This is a genomic window from Pseudonocardia kunmingensis (assembly GCF_006716445.1).
GTDB classification, from domain to species: domain Bacteria; phylum Actinomycetota; class Actinomycetes; order Mycobacteriales; family Pseudonocardiaceae; genus Pseudonocardia; species Pseudonocardia kunmingensis.
In genome coordinates, this window is record NZ_VFPA01000002.1 from 730,450 (window position 1) to 755,218 (window position 24,769).

Sequence of the window (24,769 nt, forward strand, 5' to 3'; positions counted from 1 at the left end):
AGTTGAGCATCGTCACGAGCAGCGACGAGCTGGTGGAGCAGCTGACGGCCCGCACCGCGGTGGCCGTCCGCGGGTGGGCGCCGGATGCGGGCGTGGTGGGCATCGAGCCGCTCACCGGCGGCGCGTCGAGCCTGACCTACGTGGCGGAGCTGTCCGGCGCCCCGCGCGGCGACGAGCGCATCGTCCTCAAGGTGGCCCCACCCGGGCTCGCGCCGGTCCGCAACCGTGACGTGCTGCGCCAGGCGCGGCTCATGGAGGCGGTGGAGGGGAAGCCCGGGGTGCGGGTGCCCCGGGTCCTGTTCTCCGATGTCGGCGACCCGCCGCACACCCCGCCGTTCCTGGCGATGGCGCTCGTGCCCGGCGACTGCGTGGAACCCGTCCTCGCGCCTCGCGGAACGCTGCCTCCCGCGCAGGTGCGCGCCCGAGCCCTCGACGCCGCCCGGATGCTCGCCGCCCTGCACCGCGTCGATCCTGTGGCGACCGCGCTCGCCACGGAGCCGGTGGTCTCGCTCGGTGCCGAGATCGACCGCTGGACCAGGGCGTTCACCACGGTCCCCGACGACCTGAGCGAGGGGTACGAGGCCGTCGCGGACCGGTTGCACGCCACGATGCCGCCGGCGATGGCGCCGGTCGTCACCCACGGCGACTACCGGATCGGCAACACCCTGTGCGAGGGCGACCGGGTCACCGCGATCATCGACTGGGAGATCTGGTCGCTCGGCGACCCCCGTGTCGACATCACGTGGTTCACCTTCTTCACCGACGAGGCGCAGCACCCCGCGGCCCCGTCCGCCGAGCCGACCGGGATGCCGACCAAGGCCGAGATCGTCGACGCTTACCACGAGGCGCGTGGCGAGCTGCTCACGGACCTGCGCTGGTTCGAGGCCCTCACCAAGTACAAGGAATCCGCGGCGACCGCCCTGCTGATCAAGCGCGGCCGCCGGAGTGGGCCGCTGAACGAGTCGATGCGGCGCATGCTGCCCGCACTGGCGCAGCTGCGGCGGGAGGCGATGGCGCTCGTCTCCCCGTGACCAGGGCGCAGCACACCTCGTCCACACCACAACCTTCTGGAGGTCCGGTGAGTCGCACGTTGCAGGACGCCGCCGTCGTGGGGATCGGCCGGACCCCGTACGTGAGGTCGTCCGGTCGCACACCGGTGTCGATGGCCGCCGAGGCCGCCCGGGATGCTTTGGCCGACTGCGGGCTCACGCCGGCCGACGTCGACGGCTTCACATGCTTCGGCACCACCGACACCGCGCGCCCGAGTGCGGTCGCCCACGCCATAGGAGTGGAGGATCTCGGCTGGTGTGTCAGCGTCTCCGGCGGCGGGAACATCGTCACCTCGACCGTCAGCGGCGCGGCCATGGCCGTCATCTCCGGCCAGGCCGACGTGGTGGTCGTCTACCGCGTGCTCGGCTCGGAGACCCGTTACGGAAGGGCCCTCGACCGGGTCGACGTCGGCGGTGAGGGCCAGTTCGCCGGCCCCCAGGGCTACCTGGTGCCGCCGCAGTGGTTCGCCATGTTCTGCCGGCGCCACCAGTACGAGTACGGCTCGACGTCGGAGGACCTCGGTGCGATCGCCGTCCAGCAGCGGGCCCACGCGTCACGCAACCCCCATGCGGTCGCGCGCACGCCGATCACGATCGACGACTACCTGAACAGCCGGTGGATCAGCGAGCCGTTCCGGCTGTACGACTGCACCTACGAGGTCGACGGCGCGGTCGCGATCGTGGTGACCTCGGCCGAGCGGGCGGCGGACCTGCCCCACAAGCCGGTCCACCTGCTCGGCGCGGCCGACAGCAACCGCTTCGGCGGCTCCGTCGACCAGTGGGACGACCTGACCAGCATGTACTCCCGAGACACGGCTCCCAAGCTGTGGTCCCGCACCGGCCTTCGGCCCTCCGACATCGACGTGGCCTGCATGTATGACTGCTTCACCTTCACGGTCATGGCCACGTTCGAGGACTTCGGGTTCTGCGGCAAGGGCGAGGTGGGCGGCTTCTTCCGCGAGGGCCGAGCCACCTTCGGCGGTGACGTGGTCGTCAACCCGCACGGCGGGCTGCTCTCGGAGGGCTACATCCACGGCCTCAACCACCACTACGAGGCAGTGCTCCAGCTGCGGGGCGAGGCGGGTGACCGCCAGGTGGCCGGGGCCGAGAGCGCACTCGTCACCTCCGGCGCGGGCCCCTACGGGGGCGCCCTCGTCTACGGCACGGAGGCCATGCTGTGACCGACGCCCACTCCATCCCGCCCCAGCCGGTGCCCGACCCCGACACCGCGCCCTTCTGGGCGGCGGCGGCAGCCGGTCACCTGGCCCTGTGCCGCTGCCAGGACTGCAAGCTCTGGATGCAGCCCCCTCTCGACCGGTGCCGTGTCTGCGCGGGGCCGACGGCCTTCGAGGACGTGACCGGCTACGGCACCCTCTACTCGTTCATCGTGCAGCATCGTGCGACGGTGCCCGGCTACCTCGACGACCTGCCCTACACCGTGGGCCTGGTCGAGCTGGACGAGCAGTCCGGGCTCCGCTTGCCCGGCAGGCTCGTCGGCATCGACCACGGCGAGGTGGCCTGCGGGATGCGGGTGCGGGCCGAGCTGGTCGACCTGCCGGGAGGTGAGTTCCGGGTTCCGGTCTTCCGGCCCGTGGATCCGCCGTGACCGCCCCGGGTCGTGCAGCGGAGCGAGCGCCGCCGAGACGGTGACCTTCAACCGCTGGGTGCGGGCGAGCACCGCGGCGCGCTCACCGTATCAAGTTCGGTAACTCCGGCGGTAGGCCTTGTCGTGAAAAGAGTATCTGCATTACTGTGCGCCGCACATGCATGCGGCCGCGCTTCGGGTGGTCGATACGCGAAGAGCCAGCATGTTCTCGCTAAATCGTGCGACCGACTGCAGATCATCTCAGTATCTCACGCCCACGATTGCGAGTCCTGATCTGTGTCAGCGGGGAGGTATGACGCTGTGACGGGCCCGGGCGGATCGAGGAGAACATGAAGCGGCAACGACGCTGTCTGGCCGGGTTGGTGGCGATCGGTCTCGCTCTCGCGGGGTGCGGTGGTGGCGAGGCGGGGTCCGGTGGGGCCGCTGGGGTCGCAGGTCCGCCCGACACGGACGGCGCCCTGCGGTTCGCCTGGACGATCCCGGCGCAACCGCTCGATCCGCACACGCCGGTGTCGAGCGTCGCGCAGTCGCCCTACATCTTCCCGATCTATGACCGCCTGACCCAGCTGGTCGGCGGCCCGACACTCGAGCCGATGCTGGCCACCGAGTGGTCCTTCAGCCCGGACGGGCAGCAGGTGACCTTCGTGCTGCGCGACGACGTGACCTTCCACGACGGCACCGTGCTCGATGCGGACGCGGTGAAGGTGAGCCTGGACCGGGCACGGAACATCGACCAGGTCAAGGTCCGCCAGGCCCTCAACTACGCGATCGACCGCGAGGGCCTGGACGAGGCGATCCTCGACGGGCAGCGCACCCCGCAGGCGCAGCCGCTCACGAGCGTCTACGAGGGGCATCTCGAGACCCCGCCCGTCGAGTACACGCACGACCCGGAAAAGGCCAGACGGTTACTCACCGAAGCGGGACCGCCGGGCGGCTTCGAGATGTCGCTGCTGGTCGGTTCGGGCCTCTCGCCGCAGGACAAGATGGCGCCGGTGCTGCAGGCGCAGCTGGGCGAGGTCGGCGTCCGGGTGGCCATCGGGTCCTTCGACCCGGTGTAGGTCAACGACCTGTGGAAGCCCGGCTCCGAGTACGACGCCTACCTCAACACCCGGGTGGCCGGCCCGACCGCCGGGATCACGCTGCGCGACAACTACCTCCTGCCCAGCCGGTACCCCGGCCCCACGCCTCCCGGCTTCCAGGAGGCCGTGAGCAGATCGTTCGAGACGGCACTGACGGACGAGGAACGCGTCGCGACGCTCCGGCAGGCATCGGAGATCGCCGTGAACGAGGCGATGGACCTGTTCCTCTGCGCGCTCCCGACCCAGATCGCCTACAGCGACCGCATGATCGGGGCGGAGTCGATGGGGCATTCCGACTTCCAGGGGGTCTTCGACCTGCGCTACGCCGGCATCGCGGCCGACTGACCACCACCTGGACTTCCCGTCGCCGGGTCGGCAACGATCGCGTACCCCTCGCGCAGCGACCCGACGGTCTGGAGCAGTGCGGTCGCCTCCGCCCAGTCGGCCCGCGTGGCGGCCGGGCCGGGCCGCACCGGGCGGAAGTAGCCGCTCACCAGGCGGAACCGGCCGAGCTGCGGGTCGCGCACGACGTGGGTGAAGCCGTTCTCGGTCAGGTAGGGGTCGGTGAGGAACCCGGCTCGCGGTGCGCTGGTGCAGGCCGGCACGCCGAGCCGGTCGAGCTCGGTGAGCCAGTGCTCCACCGGGCGCGTAGCGAGCGCTTCCGCGACCGCGTCGTGGGTGAGGGTGCCCAGCCCGAGCAGCGCGGCCACGGCCTGTTGCTGATCAGGGGTGCACGCCGCGAGCGCGAGCCATCCGTCGGCGGCCCGGTGGTAGCGGCGCGCGGGTTCCGGGCCGCGGTGGTCCCGGCCGCCCTGCTCGGTGGGCGGGCGGCCCGGATAGCCGGCCAGTTCGGCGATCTGCACGAAGGTCGACGTCGCGGCCAGTGAGGTGGTGACGTGCTGGCCGTGCCCGGTTCGTTCCCGCTCAATCAGGGCGGCGAGCGCGCCGAACGCGGTGAGCGCGCCGGTGGCCACGTCGACGGTCGGTGCCGCGGTGGCGACCGGCTCGTCGTCGCCACCCTGCGCCGCGGCAAGCCCGGAGCGCGACTGCAGGACGGGGTCGAAGCCCGGCAGGTCGGCGAACGGTCCGGACCGACCGAAGGCCGACACCGATGCCCGTACCAGGCGCGACTCGCCTGTCGTGAGCACCGAGTCGGTGAGCTCGAGCCGTGCCGCGTTCGCCGGGCGCAGGTTGTCGACCAGCACGTCGGCCTGCTCCGCGAGCCGCAGCAGCGCCGCATGACCCTCGGGACTGCGCAGGTCGACCGACGCCACGGTCTTGGCGTGGTTGACCGCCGCGTACGCCGAGGAGAACACCCCGTACGGGTCACCGCGCGGCGGCTCCACCTTCACCACGCTCGCGCCGAGGTCGGCCATCAGCGTCCCGGCGAACGGCGCGGCGAGGAACGTGCTGATGTCCACCACGCGCAAGCCCGTGAGCGGGAGTGACGGTGCTGGACCCTGCGGTGCCGGCCGGGCCCGGGTGTCGGACCAGAGATCGTCCGCGTTCACGAGGTGAGCGGCGCCGGGCAGGTGCCGGATCCCCACCGGGGTCGCCGAGAACGCGAGTGGGACACCAGGCAGGACGACCGCGCCGGCCTCGGGGTGCTCCACGGTGACCGGCGGCGCCGCGGAGGCGACGATCTCGCCGCTCAGCCACTCCTCGCGCGGGAGGACCGGCGCGCACGGCACACCCGCCTCCCCGAGGATGGCGAGCCACTCGTCGCGCGGTCGTTCGGCGAAGGTGCGCTCCAGCTCGGCGCCGACGGCGCGCCCGATCTCGGGCCGCAACGTGTTCGTGAACTCGCCCTCGACTCCGGGCAGGAGCATGACGTCCATCCGGTCCAGTGCGGTCAGGGCCGGGAGGAAGAACTGGACGGTGAGCGCTGAGAGGTGCAGCCACTGCCCGTCGCCGCAGCAGTAGGTACGGAAGCTCGGCCGGGTTCCCAGGCGGCCGTCCGGCGTCACGACGTGCTCGGCGTCGATCCCCTCCACCACCAACGTCGCGAGGCAGGCGGCCGAGGCGTGCAGGCCCGTCGTCTCCACGGCCCGACCGTGTCCGGTGCTCCGGACACCGAGAAGACCCGCGGTGGCCAGCACCGCGCCGAGCGCACCGTGCACCGCTGCCAGCATCGGCACGGCCGACGCGATCGGGCTGCCCGGCTCGTAGGAGGGGTGGTAGGTCGCGAACCCGCCGAGCGCGGAGACCAGCAGCGGGTCGGCGGGCAGGTGGCGCCAGCGGCCCTGCGCGCCGCACGGCGGCATCGCGACGTGCACGAGCGCCGGTGCGGACGCCAGCAGCGATTCCGCATCGAGACCCGCGGGCCGCTGCGCACCGGCCGGGGCGTCGTCCAGCAGCACGTCGGCCGCACCGGCGAGACGGCGCAGGCCTGCCGCGTCCCGGCCGGGAGCGACGGGCGTGAACCGCTTCCCGCGGTCCCAGCAGAGGTCACCGGGGCCCGACGGCGAACCCGGGTCCGCCGGCCGCCACCCCGGTGGGACCACGCGCACCACATCGGCGCCCAGGTCGGCCAGCAGCATCCCGGCCGTCCGGCCGGCCTGCCCCGTCGTCAGCTCCAGAACCCGCACACCGGCAAGCGGACCCGTCCGGCCGGTCGTCATCAGTACAGCCCGCCATCCACCCGGATCAGTGCCCCGGTCGTGTAGCTGGAGGCGTCGCCTGCCAGGTAGAGGGCGGTGCCGACGATCTCCTCCGGCGTGCCGGGCCGGCCCGAGGCGCTGCGCGTGCGCCGGCGGTTCTCCTCGGGCCACGCCTTGGAGATGTCGGTGAGGAACGGGCCGGCGGAGATGGTGTTGACCCGCACGGTGGGGCCGTACTCGAGCGCGAAGACCGTGGTCAGCGCGTTCAGCGCGGCCTTGGCGCCGGCGTAGGGCCCGAACTTCGGCTGCGGCATCAGCGCCCCGGACGAGGACACGTTGATGATCGAGCCGCCGTCCCCGTCGGCCATCCGCCTGCCGACGAGCGACGCCAGCCGGAACGGGCCCTTGAAGTTCACGCCGACGACCTTGTCGAACAGTTCCTCGCTGGTGTCCTCCGATGACGGCGCGAGCGGGGACATCCCGGCGTTGTTGACCAGGATGTCGACCTTGCCGAACTCGGCGTAGGCGGCGTCGGTGAGCCGGCCGAGGTCGTCCCAGTGCCCGACGTGGGCCGCGACGGGCAGCGCGCGCCTGCCGAGGCTGCGGACCTCTTCGGCGGCGGCCTCGCACGAGTCGAGCTTGCGGCTGGTGATGACGACGTCGGCCCCGGCGGCGGCGAAGGCGCGCACCATCTCCAGGCCGAGCCCACGGCTGCCGCCGGTGACCAGGGCGACCTTCCCGCTGAGGTCGAAGAGATCCGCTGCGCCGCGGGCCGCCGTCGTCATGCGTTCACCCGCCCGGCGAGGCCGTCGTCGCCCAGGATGTGGGCGTAGCGCTTGCGCGCGGCCTCCAGCTTCGGCGGGATGTGCTCGCTCGGGAACAGGCCCTCGGCCGCGCTGTGGTTGCGCAGCACCTGCTTGGCGATCGTGGTCCGGTGCACCTCGGTGGGGCCGTCGGCGAGCGCGAGGCTGGGGACGCCCATCCACCAGTGGGCCAGCGGGAGTTCGTTGGTGGTGCCGAGCGAGCCGTGCAGGTGCAGGGCGCGCTGGATGATGTCGTGCAACACCTTGGCCATCGCGACCTTGCACATCGCGATCTGGGTGCGGGCGGCGCCGTGCGGCTGGGTGTCGATCACCCAGGCGGTGTTCAGCACGAGCAGCCGGTACTGCTGCAACTCGATCCAGGAGTCGGCGATGAACTGCTGCACGGCCTGCTTCTCGGCGAGCACGGTGCCCTGGGTGCGTCGTGACAGAGCGCGCTCGCACATCATGTCGAAGGCGCGCGTGCACTTGCCGACGGTGCGCATGGCATGGTGCACGCGGCCGCCGCCCAGGCGGGCCTGCGCCACTGTGAAGCCCTCGCCGGGACCACCGAGCATCGCGTCGAGCGGCACCCGGACCTGGTGGTAGCGGATGTAGCCGTGGATGCCCTCGTCCTCGGAGTCGCGCTCGTCCATCGTGCCGACGTTGCGCTTGATCTCGATGCCCGGCGTCTCGGCGGGGACGACGAACATCGACATCCGCGAGTGCGCGGGCGCGTCGGGCTCGGTGACGGCCATGACGATGAGGAAGGAGGCGTAGCGGGCGTTGGAGGAGAACCACTTCTCCCCGTCGATCACCCACTCGTCCCCGTCCTGCCAGGCGCGGCAGCGGAACTCCTTCGGGTCGGCCCCGGCGTGCGGCTCGGTCATGGAGAACGTGGAGACGATGTCACCGTCGAGCAGTGGCTGCAGGTAGCGGGCCTTCTGCTCGTCGGTGCCGAACATCGCGAGGATCTCGGCGTTGCCGGTGTCGGGAGCCGCGGTGCCGAAGACCGTCGGTGCCCAGTACGAGCGGCCGAGGATCTCGTTGAGATAGGCGAGCTTGACCTGGCCGTAGCCGGGGCCACCGAGCTCGGGGCCGAGGTGGCAGGCCCACAGGCCCTGGGCCCTGACCTGCTCCTGCAGCGGCTTGATGATCGCGCGGGCCTTGGCGTTGCCGGTGTCGTACGGGTCGCCGCCGTGCGGGAACAGCAGGTCGAGCGGCTCCACCTCCTCACGCACGAAGCGTGCCGCCCAGTCCAGCTTGGCCTGGTACTCCGGTTCGATCGAGAAGTCCAGCATCGGTTCTCCTAGGTGAGGTGGGTGGTGGCGGCCGCGAGCAGCAGCGGGATCCCGCGCCGCATCTTCTCGACCTGCTCGGTGACCTCGCCGCGACGCTCGGCGTTCTTGACCAGCAGTGCCGACGCGGCGGCCTGCTTGTACCGGACGAGCGCGTCGAACCAGCCCATGTCGGGAACGGTGCGACCAGTGGCGTGCTCGTACACCGCGAGCAGCTCGTCGGGCTCCAGCGTCGGTGCCTCGGGTGCCGACACCGTGGGGTGCGTGGGATCGGACATCAGGCGCATCCAGGCGAGGTCCAGCCGCGGGTCGCCCACCGACCAGATCTCCCAGTCGATCACCGCGCGGATCTCCGCACCGAGGCACTGCATGTTGCCCAGCCGCCAGTCGCCGTGCAGCACCGCAGGCTCGAGCGTGGCGGGGACCGACCCAGCGAGCAGATCCCGGCACCGCGCCTCCGCCTGGGTCGCGGCTGGTTCGAGCTCGCAGGTGCCGAACGCCTTCGTCCAGCGGCCGATCTCGGCCTCGAGGGCAACGGGCGCCTCGTCCAGCCCGAGTGCGGCCGGGCCGGTGGCGTGCAGGGCGGCCAGCATGCGCGCCGCGCCGGCGGCACGGGCCCGCATCTCGTCGGCCGGCGGTCGGGTCCCGGCGGCCACGTGCCGCGGTTCGTAGCTCTCGCCCTCGGCGAAGGACATCACGAACAGCGGCGGCACCTCGGGCGGGGCACCGGCCTCGGTGCCGAGCACTGCGGGCACCGCGACGTCCGCGACGTCCGCGAGCGCGGCCAGCACCCGCGCCTGGCGCAGGACGTCGCGGTTGCGCACCGGCTCAAGGCCCGGGGGCGCCACCTTCACGACGACCTGGTCCCCGGCGTCGGTGCAGGCGGAGTAGGTGATGCTGGACGTCCCGCCGGGCAGCGGCGTCAGGTCGCGCAGCGGCGTGCCCGCCGCGATCGTCGCGCGACGCAGCACGTCCTGCGGGTCGGCCACGCCGACCCGCGCCCGTGTCACGGACTCCCGGGTCGTGGCGGTGGTCTGCATGTGCTCGGGCATGAGGTCTCCGTCTCGGTCGCCGGCGAGAACTGAGTACCGGTGCACAAGAACTGGATTCTGTCCCGGCAGTACTCGGACCGTACACTGGGCGTTATGACGAGTCCACAGGCCGCGGACGGCCGGCTTGCCGAGGAGTCGCTCGCCGCGCAGGCCGTCCGTCGCCGCACCGGTGACCGGTACGCCGTGGCCGAGGACGAGGTGCGCCGCCTGCTCGACGTGGGCCTGGAACTGATGCGCGAGGATCCGGCGGGCAATCCCAAGATTGCCGAGATCGTGCGCCGTGCGCGGGTCTCCAACGATGCCTTCTACCGGGCCTTCCGCAGCAAGGACGACCTGATGGCGGCGATCGCCGACGATGGTGCGCGCCGCCTGCTCGGCCACGTGCGCCATCAGCGCGACAAGCACGTCGACCCGGTGGAGCAGATCAGGGCATGCGTCCTGGCCGTGTTCAAGCAGGCCGCCGACCCCGAGGTGGCGGCTACGACCCGCGCGGTGCTGCGGCACACGACCCGCGCCGCGAAGCCGTCGTCCGGCGGGGTCGAGCTGCGCAAGCAGCTTTCCGACCTCCTCGCGGAGTCGCTCGCCGCGTGCGGGAGCGCGGATCCCGCGCGGGACGCCCTCGTCGCCGCGTGCGCCGTGTTCGCCGTCATGGAGCAGTTCCTGTGGACCGAACGCGCGCCATCGGACGACGACGTCGAGCATCTGGTCGCCTGGATCGTGCCGTCGGTCGTCGTGTCGTCACCGGCGGGATGAGTATCCGCAATCTGTGGACGGGCGATTTCCGCGCTGTTAACGTCGGATCCGGCAGAGCACCCGCGTCGCTCCGCCGGTGACGAGGAGGTCGCATGCACCTGAGCCGGCTCGCCGCGACGTACGGCGCCAAGCCCGCCGTCGTCATGGCGAACTCGAGGGAGGTCATGACCTACCGGGAGCTCGAGGAGCGGTCGAACCGCATCGCGCAGCTGTTCCGGCAGCGCGGCCTGCGCCCTGGCGACCACATCGCGATCCTGCTGGCGAACCAGATCGAGCTGTTCCCGATCGTCTGGGCGGCGCAGCGGTCCGGGCTGCTCTACACCCCGGTGAACTGGCACCTGAGCGAGGCCGAAGCGGCGTACATCGTCGCCGACTGCGGTGCCCGCATGTTGATCTCGGCGGCATCCCTCGAACCCGTCGCGGCGGCCGCGGCCACCGCGGCGCCGGCGCTCGAGTCGCGGGTCGTCGTGGGCGACGTGGCGGGGCAGCAGTCGCTCGACGACGCGGTGGCCGGCCTGCCGGCATCCCCCATCGACGACGAGGTCGAGGGCAACTACATGTTCTACTCGTCGGGCACGACGGGGCGCCCCAAGGGCATCACGCCCGAACTGTCCGGGGCGCCGTTCGGCACCGGGCTCACGATCGACACCACGATGGCGACGGCGTTCGGGTTCTCCGCCGACTCGGTCTACCTCTGTCCCGGCCCGCTCTACCACGCCGCGCCGCTGGGGTGGTCGATCGGGACGATCCGGAACGGCGGAACGGTCGTCGTCATGGAGCGGTTCGATGCGCGCCAGGTGCTCGAGCTGGTTCAGGAGCAGCGGGTGACGCACGGGCAGTTCGTCCCGACCATGTTCGTCCGCATGCTGAAGCTCGATTCCACCGTGCGCGCCGCCCACGACCTGTCCAGCCTGCAGGTGGTGGTGCACGCGGCCGCACCGTGCCCGGTCGAGGTCAAGCAGAAGATGATCGACTGGGTCGGGCCGATCCTGTTGGAGTATTACGCGGGCAGCGAGGGCAACGGCTTCTGCATGATCGACAGCCCGACGTGGCTGGAGCGTCGGGGGTCGGTGGGACGGGCGCTGATCGGCGAGGTCCACGTGTGCGACGGCGACGGCGTCGAGCTGGAGCCCGGACAGATCGGGACGATCTGGTTCGGCGGGACGAAGCGCTTCGCCTACCACAACGATCCCGGGAAGACGGCCTCTGCGTACAACGACCGTGGCTGGAGCACCCTCGGCGACCTCGGCCACGTGGACCCCGCCGGGTTCGTCTACCTGTCCGACCGGCGCTCCGATCTGATCATCTCCGGCGGGGTGAACGTCTACCCGCGCGAGATCGAGGACGTCCTGGTGCTGCACCCGGCCGTCGCCGACGTGGCGGTCATCGGGCTGCCCGACGAGGAGATGGGCCAGCGGGTGCACGCGGTCGTGCAGCCGGCGGCCCAGGAGCTGCCCGACACCCTCGCCGACGAGCTCATCGCGTTCTGCCGGGAGCGGATCGCGGGGTTCAAGGTGCCGCGCACGTTCACGTTCGACCGCGAGTTCCCCCGGCTGCCCAGCGGCAAGGTGTTGCGGCGCGTGCTGGTGGAGCGGTACGGGCCGGCGTCATCGAGTGCAGCGTCATCGAGCGCACCGAGCGCATGACGAATTCAGGAGGAGATGTGTCGGACGAGGTCCTCGTCGAGCGCCGCGGCGCCGTCCAGGTCATCACGATCAACCGCCCGCAGGCCAAGAACGCCCTGAACGAGTCGGTGGGGAAGGCCGTGGCCGCCGCCGTCGACGAGCTCGACGAGTCGGACGAGCTGTGGGTGGGGGTGCTGACCGGCGCGGGCGGTACGTTCTCGGCCGGGATGGACCTGAAGGGGTTCCTGCGCGGGGAGAGCCCGTCGATCGAGGGCAGGGGGCTCTGTGGGATCACCCAGACCCCACCGCGCAAGCCGCTCATCGGCGCCGTGGAGGGCTGGGCCCTGGCCGGCGGGTTCGAGCTGCTGCTCGCCTGCGACCTGGTCGTCGCCGCGCGCACCGCGAGGTTCGGGGTCCCGGAGGTGAAGCGGTCGCTCGTGGCCGGGGCGGGTGCGGCCATGCTGCTGCCGCGGCGGGTGCCGTTCGCGATCGCGCTCGAGATGCTGCTGACCGGCGAGCCGTTCGGCGCCGAGCGCGCGGCCGAGGTCGGCCTCGTCAACCGGCTCACGGACGACGGCGGTGCCCTCGACGGTGCGCTCGAGCTGGCCGCCACAGTGGCGGCGAACGGGCCACTCGCGGTGGCGGCGACCAAGCAGATCGCCCGGGCGAGCGCCGACTGGACGCTGGACGAGGGCTGGGCGCGCCAGTCCGAGGTCATGAAGCCGGTGTTCGGGTCGGAGGATGCGCGGGAGGGCGCCACGGCGTTCGCGGAGAAGCGGGCGCCGGTGTGGAAGGGGCGCTGAGGGCGGGTCCGGTCGTGCACCGGCTGCAGCCCGCGAAGCTCGTCCACGTCAATCACCTGGTCGACGACTTCGCGGGGACGACGGCGTTCTACACGGAGGTCTGCGGCGCGCGGGAGTACTGGCGCGGGTACGACGAGGAGCAGCGCCGCGACGCGAACCTCATGGTGATCGGCGAGCTGTGCGTGGAGTTGTTCGCGCCCGTCGACAGATCATCGCTGCTCGGCGCATCGCTCTCGCGGTACGGGCCCGGCTGGCACTCCTTCGAGTGGCAGGTGCCCGATCTCGAGGAGGCGAAGGACGCCCTCGACGCGCGTGGCGTCCGGGTCACCACCTACCGGCCGGGCGCGTTCCTCATGGCCCACCCGGCCGACTGCCACGGGATGCTCCTTGAGCTGTGCCCGCTGGAGATGTCCGGTGACCCCCGGATCGAGCCCGACTGGTCCGCCGCACCGTGGCGCGACGAGCATCCACTCGGCGTCACCGGCCTGAACGCGCTGTCGGTGGCGGTGCGCGATCTCGCTGCAGCGTCGGCGTGGATCCTCGACCTCGTCTCGGGAGCGGAGGTCGTCTACCGCGAGTTCCGCGAGGAGGCGGACGCCGACGCGGTCGGCGTGCGCGTGGCCGATCACGTCGTGGAGTTCGTCCAGGCCCGCTCCGAGCGCGGCCCGATCGCCGAGTTCGTGGCGCGGTACGGGCAGCGCCTGCGGGCGGTCGAGCTCGGGGTGCTCGATCCGGACAGGGCCGCGCGGCACCTGGTGTCGGCCGGCTACGAGGTCGTTCCCGGCGCCCGCGCGGGCGCGCTCTCCTTCGAGGTCAACGGTGCGCGCTGGGAGCTCGCCGAGCAGCGGGGCCGCTGAGGTCTCCCCGGCGCGAGGGCGGATCCGGCACACCGAAGCCGCACCACGCCGCCGATGATCAATCCGACAAGCGCACCAGCGCGCCGTTCAGGACGCTCAGGTCCTTCTCACGCCGATCATCGCGTCGTGATCGCAGCCAGCAGTACACCAGCGCTCATGTGAGCACGGCCATGTGCTGCTCGGACAGATCTTCGACCGACCTTGGTGCTCCGCGGAGGCTGACCCGGTCCGCACGACCGGACGTCCGTCGGGCCTACCCGACGGGCGTACCACTCGTCGTGTCGCTCGCGGTGCGGGGTGTTGCGGCGTCGTGGGGGTGATGGCAGCGGTCGGGACGGCCGGCGGGGCTGATCCGGAGTTCGGGTGTGCGGGTGTCGCAGAGTCCGGGTCGGCTGTGGGGGCAGCGGGGGTGGAAGCGGCAGCCGGGTGGGGGCTCGTCGGGTGGGGGGACCGTGCCGGGGATGGCGACGAGGCGGGTGCGGGCGCCGCGGACGGGGATCGCCGCGAGCAGTCCCTCGGTGTAGGGGTGCGAGGGGGTGTGCAGGACGTCGCGGACGGGGCCGGTCTCCACGATCTGCCCGCAGTACATGACGGCGATGCGATCGCTGGTGTGGGCGATCACGCCGAGGTCGTGGGTGATGAGGAGGACGGCGATGCCGGTGTCGGCCCGCAGCTCGGTGAGCAGGTCGAGGACGTGGGCCTGGACAGTGACGTCGAGGGCGGTGGTCGGCTCATCCGCGATCAGGAGCTTCGGTTCGCAGGCCAGCGCCATGGCGATCATGACGCGTTGACACATGCCGCCGGAGAAGGTGTGGGGGTAGTCGCGGGCGCGGCGGGCGGGGTCGGGGATGCGGACCCGGTCGAGCATGTGGATGGCGCGGTCGCGGGCCTCGGCCCTGGAGACGTCGCGGTGGCGGCGTACGACCTCGGCGATCTGGTCACCCACCCGCATGGTCGGGTTGAGGCTGCGGACCGGCTGCTGGAAGATCATCCCGAGGTCGCGGCCGAGGATCTCGGCCCGGGCCCGCGGGGACAGCGCCAGCAGGTCGCGCCCGTCGAACCGCACCGAGCCGCGGACGACGCGGCCGCCGGTGTGTTCGGTGAGTCCCATGAGTGCCAGCGAGGTGACGCTCTTGCCGGAGCCGGATTCGCCGACGAGGCCGAGGATCTCGCCGCGGTCGATGGTGAAGCTGACGTCGTTGACGGCACGGAGGGGGCCGCGGCGGGTGGGGAACTCGACGGTGAGGTCGCGGACCTCGAGCAAGGGTTCGTTCACGCTCAGCTCCTTCTGCGGCCTGCGGAAAGGGCGGTGCGGACCCCGTCGCCGAGCTGGGAGAGGGCCAGGACGGTGAGGCCGATGGCGATGCCGGGGGCGTAGACGAGGTAGGGGGCGGTGTAGAGGTTGTCGAATGCCTCGCGCAGCAGGCTGCCCCAGCTCGGCAGTGGAGGGCTGACGCCGAGACCGAGGAAGCTGAGGCTGGCTTCGGCGAGCATGGTGACGCCGAGCAGGATGCTGATCTGCGCCACGACGGGGGCGACGATGTTGAGCAGCACGTGCCGGACCATGATCCGCAGTGGCGTGCACCCGATCGCCCGGCTGGCCTCGATGTAGGTCTCGGCGCGTACGGCGAGGGTGGCGCCGCGGACGATGCGGAAAAGGGACGGGGCGAAGACGATGCCGATCGCGAGCATGGCGTTGGTCAGGCCCGGGCCGAGGACGGCGACGACCGCGACGGCGAGGATCAGCGCCGGGGCGCTCATCACGGCGTCGTTGAGCCGGGAGAGGATCGTGTCGACCAGCCCGCCGAGGTAGCCGGCGGCCAGGCCGAGGGGCAGCCCGATCAGCAGCGCCACAGCGACGGCCTGCAGCGCGGCGAGCAGCGAGGTGCGGGCGCCGTAGAGGAAACGGCTGAACACGTCGCGGCCCAGCTCGTCGGTGCCCAGCCAGTGCGTCGCTCCTGGTGGTCTCGACACGGCGTCGAGGTCGATGGCGGCGTAGTGCGTCGGCGCGAGCACCGGAGCGAGCAGTGCCACCACGGCGATCAGGATGAGGAACCCGGCGGCCACGATCGCCGCGCGCTCGTCGAGGACGCGTTCCAGCAGGGGTGAGCGCTCGCGCCGGATGCGCGGACCCGCCGCAGCGCTCGCGGCGATCTCGGTGGTGATCTCCGGGGTGCTCATGCCCGGGCCGTGCGGGGGTCGATGACGCCGTAGGACAGGTCGACGAGGTAGTTGATCACGAGGACGACTCCGGTGGCGAGGGCGACGACGCCGAGGATGACGGGCATGTCGCGCGAGAGCACGGCGTCCACGGTCAGCGAGCCGAGTCCTTGGATGCCGAAGACGGTCTCGATGACGACGGTGCCGCCGAGGAGTTGGGCGATGCGGGTGCCGAGCACGGTGATGACGGGGATGCCGGCGTTGCGCAGCACGTGGCGGGTGACGATCCGGCCGGTGAGCAGGCCCTTGGCGCGGGCGGTGAGGATGTGGTCGCGGACGAGGACCTCGGCGGTGGCGCTGCGGACGTGGCGGGTCAGTTCCGCTGCGGGTAGCCAGGCCAGGGCGAGTGCGGGCAGCAGCAGGTGCGAGAGCCAGCCGCCCGCGTTCTCGGTGAGCGGGGTGTATCCGGTGGCCGGGAGCCAGCCGAGGTAGAGCGAGAACGCCAGCACCAATAGCAGTCCGACCCAGAACTGCGGTAGCGCGATCCCGGCCGCGGTGAACACGGCGACCGCCCGGTCGAGCACACTCCCGGCGCGCACCGCGGCGAGCGTGCCGAGCGTCAGGCTGATCACCACGGCGAGCCCGAGCGCCACCAGCGCCAGCGACAGCGTCGGCGGGATCCGGGAGGCTACCAGCTCGCCGACGTCCTGGCGGCGGGTCAGCGAGGTGCCCAGATCGCCGGTGACCACGCCGCCCAGCCAGCTGCCGTAGCGCTGCAGCACCGGCTGGTCCAACCCGAGCGCCGTGCGCACCCGTGCCACGTCCTCCGCGGTGGCCGTCTCCCCGGCCAGCGCCACGGCGGCGTCGCCGGGAGCGAGGTCGACCAGCGCGAACACGCCGAACGACACCACCACGAACAGCAGCGGTACCGCCACCAGGAACCGTCGGAAGGTCCTCACGGCTGCGTCGCCTCCCGCATCTTCGCCACGTAGCGCAGGTCGAGCATGAACTGCGCATAGGGAACCGGGGCGGAGTCGAACCCGACGACCTGCTCGGTCATCACGTAGTTCGCGTCGAGATGGCAGAACGGCACGAAGAAGGCCTCGGCCGCCAGCACCTGGGCAAGCTCCGCGGTCGCGCGCTCGCGCTCGTCCGGCGCCAGCGCCGTGCGCGCCGTGGTGGCCGCGGCGTCGACGGCGGGGCTCTGCCCGCCGATGCCGCTGGGCGCCATGATGTAGTCGACGGTCGCTCCGATGCCGAGGTCAGGGGTGATCTGGTATCCCCATGTCGCCGCCCGGTCGCCCCGGTACGCGCTGAGCACCTCGATCGAGGTCAGCGGGGTCACATCGGCGCGGATCCCGACCTCGGAGAGCATGTGCTGCGCGACCTCGGGGACCTGCGGGCGCCCGGTGATGAAGAAGATGTCGAGGTCGAGCCCGTCCGTCACACCCGCCTCGGCGAGCAGCCGGCGCGCCGCGTCGGGGTCGTGGGGGAGGGGGTCGGTGAAGTCCGCGGAATGGCCGGGGTAGCCCTCGCGGATCAGCTGGTCGCTGGCACTGCAGGTGTCCTGGAGCAGGCCGTGCACGATGGCGTCCCGGTCGATGGCCTGGATGATCGCCTGGCGGATGCGCCGGTCGGTGAGCACGGACGAGCGCATCAACAGGGCCTGGAGGACCCCGGTGGGGCTGCGGTGGTGCACGAACCGTCCGCTCCTGGCGAGCACCTCGGCTTCCTTGACCGCGCCCGCGTCGGCCGAGTTGACGTACATGACGTCCAGCTCGCCCGCACGCAGTGCGGAGGCGCGGGTCCGGTCGTCGCTCATGAACCGCAGTTCGAGCTCGGCCAGCCGCCCCGCGTCCGGATCCCAGTTGGGCCCGGGCGCCCTGCGGAACACCACGTGCTCGTTGGGCACGAACTCGCCGACGACGTAGGGCCCCGTTCCGGAGAGTCCGGGATCCTTGAGCAGGTCGACGGCCGGGTCGGCGAACGACGTCGGGCTGATCATGGCACCGGAGGGCCCGGCGAGGAGCTCGGGGAGCTCGGGAGTGGGAGCCGACAGGACGAACCGGACCTCGGTCGGCCCGACGACCTCCACCGCCTGCACGGTGGCGAGGTCGTCGGCCGACGTCGACCCCTCGATCGTCTTCGCCCGTTCGATGTTCGCCGCGGCGGCGGCGGCGTCGAACGGCGTGCCGTCGTGGAACGTGACCCCGGGGCGGAGGTCCATCGTCAGCGACAGGCCGTCCGGGGCGAGCTCCCAGCCAGTGGCCAGCATGGGCCGGGCCCGCATCGAGGAGTCCACGGTGGTGAGCCGGTCGAAGACCAGGAACGTGTAGGGCCGCTCGCCACCCGAGCGCTCACGGTGCGGGTCGAAGCCCGTCGGGACGGCGACGGTGCCGACCGTGAGGCTGGCCTGCGGGTCGGTGGGAACGTCGTCGGGCGGCGCGATGCCGGCCGGGCCGCCTCCGGGCGCGCCGCAGGCCGCGACCATGATGACGGCCAGGAGAGCCGCCACCGGTGCTGGTGCGCGCCTCGCCCATCCAGACGACATTCAGGCCCCTCTTCATTGAGCTTCTCCGGCGACGCAGACGCTAAGCTGCCGCCAACCGGGAGACAAGAGCGCACTGAAAGATTGGCGAGGGGTGAGGGCCATGGCATTGCTCGAGGTCGACCGCCTCACGAAGGAGTTCCGGCGTCGGCGGGGTGAGCCGGGGCACCGTGCGGTCGACGAGGTCTCGTTCCGGATCGAGCGCGGTGGGACCCTGGCGCTCGTCGGCGAGTCCGGGGCCGGCAAGTCGACGACGGGTCGTCTCGTGCTGCGCCTGATCGAGCCCGACTCGGGCGGCGTCAGCATGGGGGGCACGGACGTGCGCGCCCTCGACGGCCGCGGGCTCCGGGCGTTCCGGAAGCGGGCTCAGATGGTTTTCCAGGATCCTCATTCCTCGCTCGATCCGCGCGTGCCGATCGCCGTCTCGGTGGCCGAACCGCTCGTCGTGCACGGCATCGGCACCCGCGGTGAGCGCCGGGAGCGCGTGGCCGACCTGCTCGATGGGGTCGGCATCGGGTCGCACCTGCTGGGCCGCTACCCGGCTCAGCTGTCGGGCGGTCAGCTGCAGCGGGTCGCCATCGCTCGTGCGCTGGCGACCGACCCCGAGCTCATCGTGTGCGACGAGCCGGTCTCGGCCCTGGACGTCTCGATCCAGGCGCAGGTGATCAACCTGCTGACCGACCTGCAGGCCGAGCGCGGCATCGCCTACCTGTTCATCACCCACGACCTCGCGCTGGTCGAAGCGTTCGCCGACACGGTCGCGGTGATGCGGGCCGGGGCGATCGTGGAGCAGGCGCCGGTGGATCGGCTCTTCCGGGAGCCGGAGCACGACTACACGCGCACGCTGCTCGATGCCGTGCCCTACATCGGGGCGCCGGCGTCGTGATCTGACGAGCGAACGCAGGCCATGGAGTATCCTCTTTTAGCGGTGTGGCGTAGGGTGGGTGCGGAGTCGTTCCGCACCTGTGGAGGAGCCCAGTGACCCTCACGTTCACCGCCGAGCAGGAAGAGCTGCGCGCGTCGGTGCGCCGCTTCCTGGCCGACAAGTCGCCGAGTGAGGCGGTGCGCCGCTGGATGGAGTCCGACGAGGGCCACGATCCGGCGGTGTGGGAGCAGATGGCGCAGCAGCTGGGGCTGCAGGGCCTCGCGCTGCCCGAGGAGCACGGCGGTTCCGGCGGTGGGCCCGTCGAGCTGGGGATCGTGCTGGAGGAGATGGGCCGGGCGCTGTTGCCGTCGCCGTTCTTCGCCACGGTCGCCCTCGCCGGTCAGGCACTGGTCGCCGCCGACGACGACGCGGCGAAGGCGCGCTGGCTGCCCGGCATCGCCGACGGCTCGGTCTCCGCCACCGTGGCGCTGGCGGAGGAGAGCGGGTCGTGGCGGCTCGAGGACGTCGCGACCACCGCGACGCGCAGAGGCGAGGGATGGTCGGTCTCCGGAACGAAGATGTTCGTCGTCGACGGCCACTCGGCGGACCTGCTGCTGGTCGTGGCGCGCACGGACGCAGGGCCGGGCCTGTTCGCCGTGGAGGGCGGCGCGGCCGGCGTGACACGTTCCCGGCTCGATGCGCTCGACCCGACGCGCCGGCTCGGGCGGATCGACCTCGCCGACGTCGCGGCCCAGCGCGTCGGACCGGACGGGGACGCCACCACGTACCTGCGCAGGGTGCTGGACCTCGCGGTCGTGGCGTTGGCCGCCGAGCAGGTCGGCGGGGCACAGGCGTGCCTGGACACCGCGGTGGAGTACGCGAAGATCCGGGTGCAGTTCGACCGGCCGATCGGGTCGTTCCAGGCGATCAAGCACAAGTGCGCCGACATGCTGCTCGCCCTCGAGGCGTCGCGCTCGGCGACCTACCACGCGGCGGCGGTGGCAGCCGACGCGTCCGACGAGCTGGCGGTGCCCGCAGCGCTTGCGGCGGCCTACTGCTCGGCGGCCTACACCCACGCCGCCAAGGAGAACGTCCAGATCCACGGCGGCATCGGCTACACCTGGGAGCACGACGCGCACCTGTACCTGAAGCGGGCCAAGTCGTCCGAGCAGCTGTTCGGGGCGCCGGCGTCACACCGGGCGCGGCTGGCCGACCTGGTCGGGATCTAGTGTCCCCCGCCGGAAGCCCGCCGAATAATTCGACGGCCCAGCCCCACGCTCCGCGCACCGGCCGACGACCCGAGTACGCCCGGTACGAGGGTCGCCGACCGGCACACGCAGCGCGAACCTGGATCCACCGACTTACCCAACGGACTTCCGGCGGGGGACACAAGGGGGAGACATGACGTCGACGGTGCGGTACCGGGGCGACGACGCACCGGTGGAGACCGACGAGGAGTTCCGGACGCGGCTGCGGGCGTTCCTGTCCGAGCACCACCCGGGCAAGCGGCCGAAGGACCCGGCGGAGCGGCTGGCCTGGCAGAAGGCGTGGCTGGCCACGCTGTTCGACGCCGGGTTCGCCGGCCCGAGCTGGCCGCGCGAGTACGGCGGCATGGAGCTCGACTTCACCCGGCAGGTGATCTACCAGGAGGAGTACGCGAAGGCTCGGGTGCCGGGGCCGCTCGGCACCGGCCTCGGCATCGCGGCCCCGACGATCATCAAGTACGGCACCTCGGAGCAGAAGGAGCGCTTCCTGCGGCCGATGCTGCGCGGCGACGCGGTGTGGGCCCAGGGGTACTCCGAGCCGGAGGCCGGCTCCGACCTGCAGGCGCTGCGCACCACTGCCCGGCGTGACGGTGACGAGTACGTGGTCAACGGGCAGAAGGTGTGGAACAGCTCCGCCGACATCGCGGACGTCATCTTCACGCTGGTGCGCACCGGGGCGCCGGACTCGCGCCAGAAGGGGATCAGCTACCTGCTGATCGACGCGCACGCCCCCGGCGTCACGGTGCGGCCGCTGCGTGACATGACCGGCGACGCGCACTTCTGCGAGATCTTCTTCAACGACGTGCGGGTGCCGGTGTCGCGCCGCATCGGCGAGGAGAACGGCGGCTGGCCGCTGGTGCGCACCAGCCTCGGCCACGAGCGCGCGGCCGGGGCGATGAACCAGGCGGCGATGTACCGGCGGGTACTCGACGAGCTGGTGGAGCTGGCGCACGAGCGCGGGGCGACGGCCGATCCGCTGGTGCGTGACCGCCTCGCCGACTTCGAGATGCGGGTGCGCATCATGCGCTACACCGGGATGCGCACGATCGCCGACATCATGGCCAAGGGCGAGCCGGGGCCGGCGTCGTCGACGTCGCGGCTGTTCATCGTCACCTTCGAGCAGGACCTGCACGAGTTCGCCGTCGAGATGCTCGGTGCGCACGGCGTGCTCGGTCGCCGCGACCCGCATGCGGTGCAGCGCGGCCGCTGGGTGTGGGGCTTCCTGCGCACCCGCGCCTCGACGATAGGGGCGGGCACCGCGGAGATCCAGCGCAACACGATCGCCGAGCAGGTCCTCGGGTTGCCGCGCGACCCGGCCATGCCGCCCCGATGAGGCCGCCCCGATGAAGGCTGCTCGCTGCACCACGTACGGGCCGCCGGGTGGGATCGTCGTCGCGGAGGTCGAGGACCCCGAGCCGGGACCGGGGGAGGTCCTGGTCCGGGTGCACGCCGCGGCCGTCAACTATCCGGACGTGCTCATCGCGGCGAACCGGTACCAGGTCTCGGCGCCCCTGCCGTTCACCTGCGGGAGCGAGTTCGCCGGTGTGGTCGCGGCGCTGGGTCCCGGGGTGTCGGGGCCCGCCGTCGGCACGCCGGTGTCGGGCGGGGTGTTCACCGGTGCGTTCGCCGAGCAGGTCGTCGTGCCTGCCGGCGCGCTGCGTCCGGTGCCCGCGGGGCTCGACATGGTGCATGCGGCCGCGTTCCACGTCACCTACGGCACCGCCTACCACTCCCTGGTCACGGTGGGGGCGGGAGCGGCGGGGGAGTGGGTGGTGGTCCTCGGGGCCGCAGGCGGGGTCGGTTCGGCCACCGTCGACGTCGCGACCCGGCTGAGCATGCGCGTCGTCGCCGCCGCGTCGAGCGAGGAACGGCTCGCCGTGGCGCGCACGCTCGGCGCCGAGGCGGGCATCGACTACGTCCGCGAGAACCTCAAGCTGCGGATCAGGGAGCTCACCGGGGGAACGGGCGCGGACGTCGTGATCGACCCGGTCGGCGGCGACCACGCGGAGGCGGCACTGCGCGCGCTGCGCTGGGGTGGGCGGTTCGTCACGGTCGGGTTCGCCGACGGGCGCATTCCGCGCATCCCCCTGAACCTGGTGCTGCTGAAGAACGTCGTCCTGCGCGGGTTCGAGGCGCGGTCGCTGCGCAAGTACTCGCCGGATGCCGCCGCGGCGGGTGACGCCGCGCTCGCGCGCCTGGTGGCCGACGGCATGCGCCCGCTCGTGTCGCGCGTCCATCCCCTGGCCGACGTCGCAACGGCGCTGGCCGGCGTCGCCGAGCGCCGCGCGACCGGGAAGATCGTCATCGACATGGAGAAGGGCGAGATGGAGGAGGCCGCGTGACCTCGGTACGAGCCGTCCGCGTCGACGCGGGACCCTCGCTGCTCGACCTGCTCACCCTGGAGCCGCTCGAGCGTGATCTCTACCGCGCGACGACGGTCTTCGACGACCCCTTCCCGCTCTACGGCGGCCAGGTCGCGGCGCAGGCGCTCCAGGCGGCAGGGGACACGGTGTCCGAGGACCGGGCGCCGCACTCCCTGCACTGCTATTACCTGCGCGGCGGCGACGCGTCCCAGCCGACGATCTTCCGGGTCGAGCGGGACCGCGACGGGCGCTCGTACTCCGCCCGCCGGGTGGTCGCCGTGCAAGGTGGCGAGGCCATCTTCACCATGTCGGCCTCGTTCCACGTCTCGGAGCCCGGGGCGGACCGCCAGGTGGACCCGGCGCCCGAGGCGACCGACCCGGGCGAGCTGCCCCCGTTCGTGCTGCCCCGGCTCTTCTCGATGGAGGGACGGCTGCCGCCGCAAGCCGCTCCTGCCCCGTGGCCGACCCGGTTCTGGGCTCGCCACCGGGGGGAACTTGCGCAGACCCCGCTCCTGCATGCCGGCGTGCTGACCTATCTCTCGGACATCTCGAGCGGGCTCTCCCCACTCCGCGCCGAGGCGTGGGGGTCCAGGTCCGGGGCCAGCCTCGACCACGCGGTCTGGTTCCACCGGCGGATCCGCATGGACGACTGGGTGCTGCTCGACCTGGTGCCGCACACCGTCGCCGCGGGCCGGGGCTGGTACACGGGAACGGTCCACTCCCGCGACGGCGTCCTCGGCGCGAGCCTCACCCAGGAGTGCCTGTTCCGGCAGGAGCGACAGGCGTGACGGGCCCTCTGATCGTCGAGGACACCGGAGCGGTCCGGCTGTTGACGCTCAACCGGCCGTCCGCCCGCAACGCGCTCGGCGGGGTCCTCATCACGGCGCTGTACCGGGCGCTGTGTGCCGCTGACGCCGACGACGGCGTGCGGGTCGCGGTGATCACCGGTTCCGACCCGGCCTTCTGCGCCGGGGTGGATCTCAAGGAGGCAGCCCGCGACGGCGAGGCCTACTTCCGTCGCTACGAGACCGAGGACTGCATCGGGCAGGTCACGCTCATGCACAAGCCGGTCATCGGCGCGGTCAACGGCGCGACGTTCACCGGTGGCCTGGAGATCGCACTCGGCTGCGACTTCCTCGTGGCCTCCGAGCGGGCGGTGTTCGCCGACACCCACGCGCGCGTCGGCGTGCTGCCCGGCGGCGGGATGACGGCACGGCTGCCGCAGTTGGTCGGCTCGGGCAACGCGCGCCGGATGTCGCTGACCGGCGAGGTCGTCGATGCCGAGCGAGCCCTGCGGATGGGTCTGGTGACGGAGGTCGTGGCGCACGAGCGGCTGCGGGCGCGCGCCATGGAGCTCGCGGCGGCGGTCGCCGAGGTACCGGTGGAGACCCTGCTCCCGCTGAAGCAGATGTACACCGAGGGGGGCGCGGGCACCGTGGGTGCGGCGCTCGCCGTCGAGAAGGCGATCGCGCGGCGCCACCGCCCGGACATCGCGGCGCTGGAGCGCCGACGCGTGGCGGTGACCGAACGCAACCGCCGGCAGATCACCGGCGGCTGATTCCCGTCAGGTGTGTCGTGGTCACAGCTCGAGGTGCGAGCCCTCGGCCTTGGCGTCGACCCGGACCATCCGGTGCGCGATCTGCCACTCGTCGCCGACCGGCACGTGGACGTCGCGGTAGCGGCCCCAGTGATCCGGTCCCGCGGGGGTGACGACCAGGAAGTAGGCCGAGGTCCGCGCCCGCTCGGGGGTCACCTCTTCGAAGCGCAGGTTCGTGACGAAGTGGCGGACGAAGTGCGGGCGCCCGGCCGTCGTCAGGTCGGAGCCGCGTTCGACGGACCGGGACAGCATCGCGACGATCGCGGCCCGGCCCGCGGCGGGGTCCCTGCCGACGACCTCGAGCACACCGTCCTCGGTGAACGTGGCCGCGAGATCGTCGATGCGGCCACGGTCGCCTGCGTGGTTGTACGCGGCGACGGTGTCGCGGATGCGTTCCCGCGCGATCAGTTCCCAGACGTCCATGCGGATCTCCCTCCCGGAGGACCGAA

24 protein-coding genes are annotated in these 24,769 nt (G+C 72.1%); 15 read left to right on the top strand and 9 right to left on the bottom strand.

All coding sequences use genetic code 11. The features are described 5' to 3' along the window. Nucleotides 1-2: 2 nt before the first annotated feature. The 5 genes from FB558_RS19270 (at nucleotide 3) to FB558_RS19290 (ending at nucleotide 4,079) form a co-directional block, all read left to right on the top strand. Entirely contained in the window at nucleotides 3-1,031 is a 1,029-nt protein-coding gene (locus FB558_RS19270; protein WP_142055424.1) for a phosphotransferase family protein, read from the top strand. 47 nt (nucleotides 1,032-1,078) lie between these two features. Continuing rightward, on the top strand, nucleotides 1,079-2,230 hold the full coding sequence (locus FB558_RS19275; protein WP_211366680.1) for a thiolase C-terminal domain-containing protein: 1,152 nt from the start codon (nucleotides 1,079-1,081) through the stop codon (nucleotides 2,228-2,230). Beyond that, nucleotides 2,227-2,655, top strand: a complete 429-nt coding sequence (locus FB558_RS19280; protein ID WP_142055426.1) for a Zn-ribbon domain-containing OB-fold protein — start codon at nucleotides 2,227-2,229, stop codon at nucleotides 2,653-2,655. Before FB558_RS19275 ends, FB558_RS19280 begins: the two co-directional genes overlap by 4 nt. Nucleotides 2,656-2,984: 329 nt before the next feature. Then, complete coding sequence (locus FB558_RS45225) at nucleotides 2,985-3,713, top strand: ABC transporter substrate-binding protein (RefSeq protein WP_142055428.1); 729 nt, start codon at nucleotides 2,985-2,987, stop codon at nucleotides 3,711-3,713. Between the two features lie 54 nt (nucleotides 3,714-3,767). Beyond that, nucleotides 3,768-4,079, top strand: a complete 312-nt coding sequence (locus tag FB558_RS19290; RefSeq protein WP_142055430.1) for a hypothetical protein — start codon at nucleotides 3,768-3,770, stop codon at nucleotides 4,077-4,079. On the opposite strand, the gene FB558_RS19295 is transcribed toward FB558_RS19290, so the two are convergent. From FB558_RS19295 to FB558_RS19310, 4 genes are read right to left on the bottom strand one after another with little or no spacing between them, the layout of a single operon-like run. After that, nucleotides 4,055-6,322, bottom strand: coding sequence for a CoA transferase (locus tag FB558_RS19295; protein WP_170231408.1), 2,268 nt, complete (start codon nucleotides 6,320-6,322; stop codon nucleotides 4,055-4,057). The genes FB558_RS19290 and FB558_RS19295 overlap by 25 nt on opposite strands. Nucleotides 6,323-6,354: 32 nt before the next feature. Next, nucleotides 6,355-7,119, bottom strand: a complete 765-nt coding sequence (locus FB558_RS19300; RefSeq protein WP_142055434.1) for an SDR family NAD(P)-dependent oxidoreductase — start codon at nucleotides 7,117-7,119, stop codon at nucleotides 6,355-6,357. Beyond that, a complete protein-coding gene (locus tag FB558_RS19305; protein ID WP_142055436.1) occupies nucleotides 7,116-8,435 on the bottom strand; it encodes an acyl-CoA dehydrogenase family protein in 1,320 nt (439 codons plus the stop codon). Before FB558_RS19305 ends, FB558_RS19300 begins: the two co-directional genes overlap by 4 nt. Before the next feature lie 8 nt (nucleotides 8,436-8,443). Beyond that, a complete protein-coding gene (locus FB558_RS19310; protein WP_246106611.1) occupies nucleotides 8,444-9,484 on the bottom strand; it encodes a phosphotransferase in 1,041 nt (346 codons plus the stop codon). A gap of 183 nt (nucleotides 9,485-9,667) precedes the next feature. On the opposite strand from FB558_RS19310, the gene FB558_RS19315 reads away from it, so the two are divergent. The 4 genes from FB558_RS19315 to FB558_RS43320 all read left to right on the top strand — a co-directional run bounded on the left by FB558_RS19315 (nucleotide 9,668) and on the right by FB558_RS43320 (nucleotide 13,522). Next, nucleotides 9,668-10,237 carry a TetR/AcrR family transcriptional regulator gene (locus FB558_RS19315; RefSeq protein ID WP_170231409.1) on the top strand — a complete coding sequence of 190 codons (570 nt, stop codon included), beginning with the start codon at nucleotides 9,668-9,670 and terminating at the stop codon, nucleotides 10,235-10,237. Between the two features lie 92 nt (nucleotides 10,238-10,329). After that, a complete protein-coding gene (locus FB558_RS19320) occupies nucleotides 10,330-11,883 on the top strand; it encodes an acyl-CoA synthetase (protein ID WP_142055440.1) in 1,554 nt (517 codons plus the stop codon). 17 nt (nucleotides 11,884-11,900) lie between these two features. Beyond that, on the top strand, nucleotides 11,901-12,665 hold the full coding sequence (locus FB558_RS19325) for a crotonase/enoyl-CoA hydratase family protein (protein ID WP_142055442.1): 765 nt from the start codon (nucleotides 11,901-11,903) through the stop codon (nucleotides 12,663-12,665). After that, nucleotides 12,650-13,522 (top strand): VOC family protein, encoded by an 873-nt coding sequence (locus FB558_RS43320; protein WP_211366681.1) that lies wholly within the window; start codon nucleotides 12,650-12,652, stop codon nucleotides 13,520-13,522. Before FB558_RS19325 ends, FB558_RS43320 begins: the two co-directional genes overlap by 16 nt. A gap of 253 nt (nucleotides 13,523-13,775) precedes the next feature. On the opposite strand, the gene FB558_RS19335 is transcribed toward FB558_RS43320, so the two are convergent. The 4 genes from FB558_RS19335 to FB558_RS19350 are packed head-to-tail and all read right to left on the bottom strand — an operon-like array spanning nucleotide 13,776 to nucleotide 18,197. Continuing rightward, on the bottom strand, nucleotides 13,776-14,798 hold the full coding sequence (locus FB558_RS19335) for an ABC transporter ATP-binding protein (RefSeq protein WP_211366682.1): 1,023 nt from the start codon (nucleotides 14,796-14,798) through the stop codon (nucleotides 13,776-13,778). A gap of 2 nt (nucleotides 14,799-14,800) precedes the next feature. Then, nucleotides 14,801-15,703, bottom strand: coding sequence for an ABC transporter permease (locus FB558_RS19340; protein WP_142055444.1), 903 nt, complete (start codon nucleotides 15,701-15,703; stop codon nucleotides 14,801-14,803). After that, nucleotides 15,700-16,641: an ABC transporter permease gene (locus FB558_RS19345; protein ID WP_142055446.1), complete on the bottom strand. Its 942-nt coding sequence runs from the start codon at nucleotides 16,639-16,641 to the stop codon at nucleotides 15,700-15,702. Before FB558_RS19345 ends, FB558_RS19340 begins: the two co-directional genes overlap by 4 nt. Beyond that, the gene (locus FB558_RS19350) at nucleotides 16,638-18,197 is read right to left on the bottom strand and encodes an ABC transporter substrate-binding protein (protein ID WP_170231411.1); all 1,560 of its coding nucleotides are present in this window, start codon (nucleotides 18,195-18,197) and stop codon (nucleotides 16,638-16,640) included. The genes FB558_RS19345 and FB558_RS19350 overlap by 4 nt, the downstream gene beginning before the upstream one ends. A 136-nt stretch (nucleotides 18,198-18,333) precedes the next feature. On the opposite strand from FB558_RS19350, the gene FB558_RS19355 reads away from it, so the two are divergent. The 6 genes from FB558_RS19355 to FB558_RS19380 all read left to right on the top strand — a co-directional run bounded on the left by FB558_RS19355 (nucleotide 18,334) and on the right by FB558_RS19380 (nucleotide 24,281). Continuing rightward, nucleotides 18,334-19,116 carry an ATP-binding cassette domain-containing protein gene (locus tag FB558_RS19355; protein ID WP_142055450.1) on the top strand — a complete coding sequence of 261 codons (783 nt, stop codon included), beginning with the start codon at nucleotides 18,334-18,336 and terminating at the stop codon, nucleotides 19,114-19,116. 92 nt (nucleotides 19,117-19,208) lie between these two features. Then, nucleotides 19,209-20,324, top strand: coding sequence for an acyl-CoA dehydrogenase family protein (locus tag FB558_RS19360; protein ID WP_142055452.1), 1,116 nt, complete (start codon nucleotides 19,209-19,211; stop codon nucleotides 20,322-20,324). A gap of 172 nt (nucleotides 20,325-20,496) precedes the next feature. After that, nucleotides 20,497-21,693: an acyl-CoA dehydrogenase family protein gene (locus FB558_RS19365; protein WP_142055454.1), complete on the top strand. Its 1,197-nt coding sequence runs from the start codon at nucleotides 20,497-20,499 to the stop codon at nucleotides 21,691-21,693. 10 nt (nucleotides 21,694-21,703) lie between these two features. Further along, nucleotides 21,704-22,702 (top strand): NADPH:quinone oxidoreductase family protein, encoded by a 999-nt coding sequence (locus tag FB558_RS19370; protein WP_142055456.1) that lies wholly within the window; start codon nucleotides 21,704-21,706, stop codon nucleotides 22,700-22,702. Beyond that, nucleotides 22,699-23,511, top strand: a complete 813-nt coding sequence (locus FB558_RS19375) for an acyl-CoA thioesterase (RefSeq protein ID WP_211366683.1) — start codon at nucleotides 22,699-22,701, stop codon at nucleotides 23,509-23,511. Before FB558_RS19370 ends, FB558_RS19375 begins: the two co-directional genes overlap by 4 nt. Continuing rightward, nucleotides 23,508-24,281 (top strand): enoyl-CoA hydratase, encoded by a 774-nt coding sequence (locus FB558_RS19380; RefSeq protein ID WP_142055458.1) that lies wholly within the window; start codon nucleotides 23,508-23,510, stop codon nucleotides 24,279-24,281. Before FB558_RS19375 ends, FB558_RS19380 begins: the two co-directional genes overlap by 4 nt. 21 nt (nucleotides 24,282-24,302) lie before the next feature. On the opposite strand, the gene FB558_RS19385 is transcribed toward FB558_RS19380, so the two are convergent. After that, on the bottom strand, nucleotides 24,303-24,743 hold the full coding sequence (locus FB558_RS19385; RefSeq protein WP_142055460.1) for a nuclear transport factor 2 family protein: 441 nt from the start codon (nucleotides 24,741-24,743) through the stop codon (nucleotides 24,303-24,305). Between the last annotated feature and the right edge of the window lie 26 nt (nucleotides 24,744-24,769).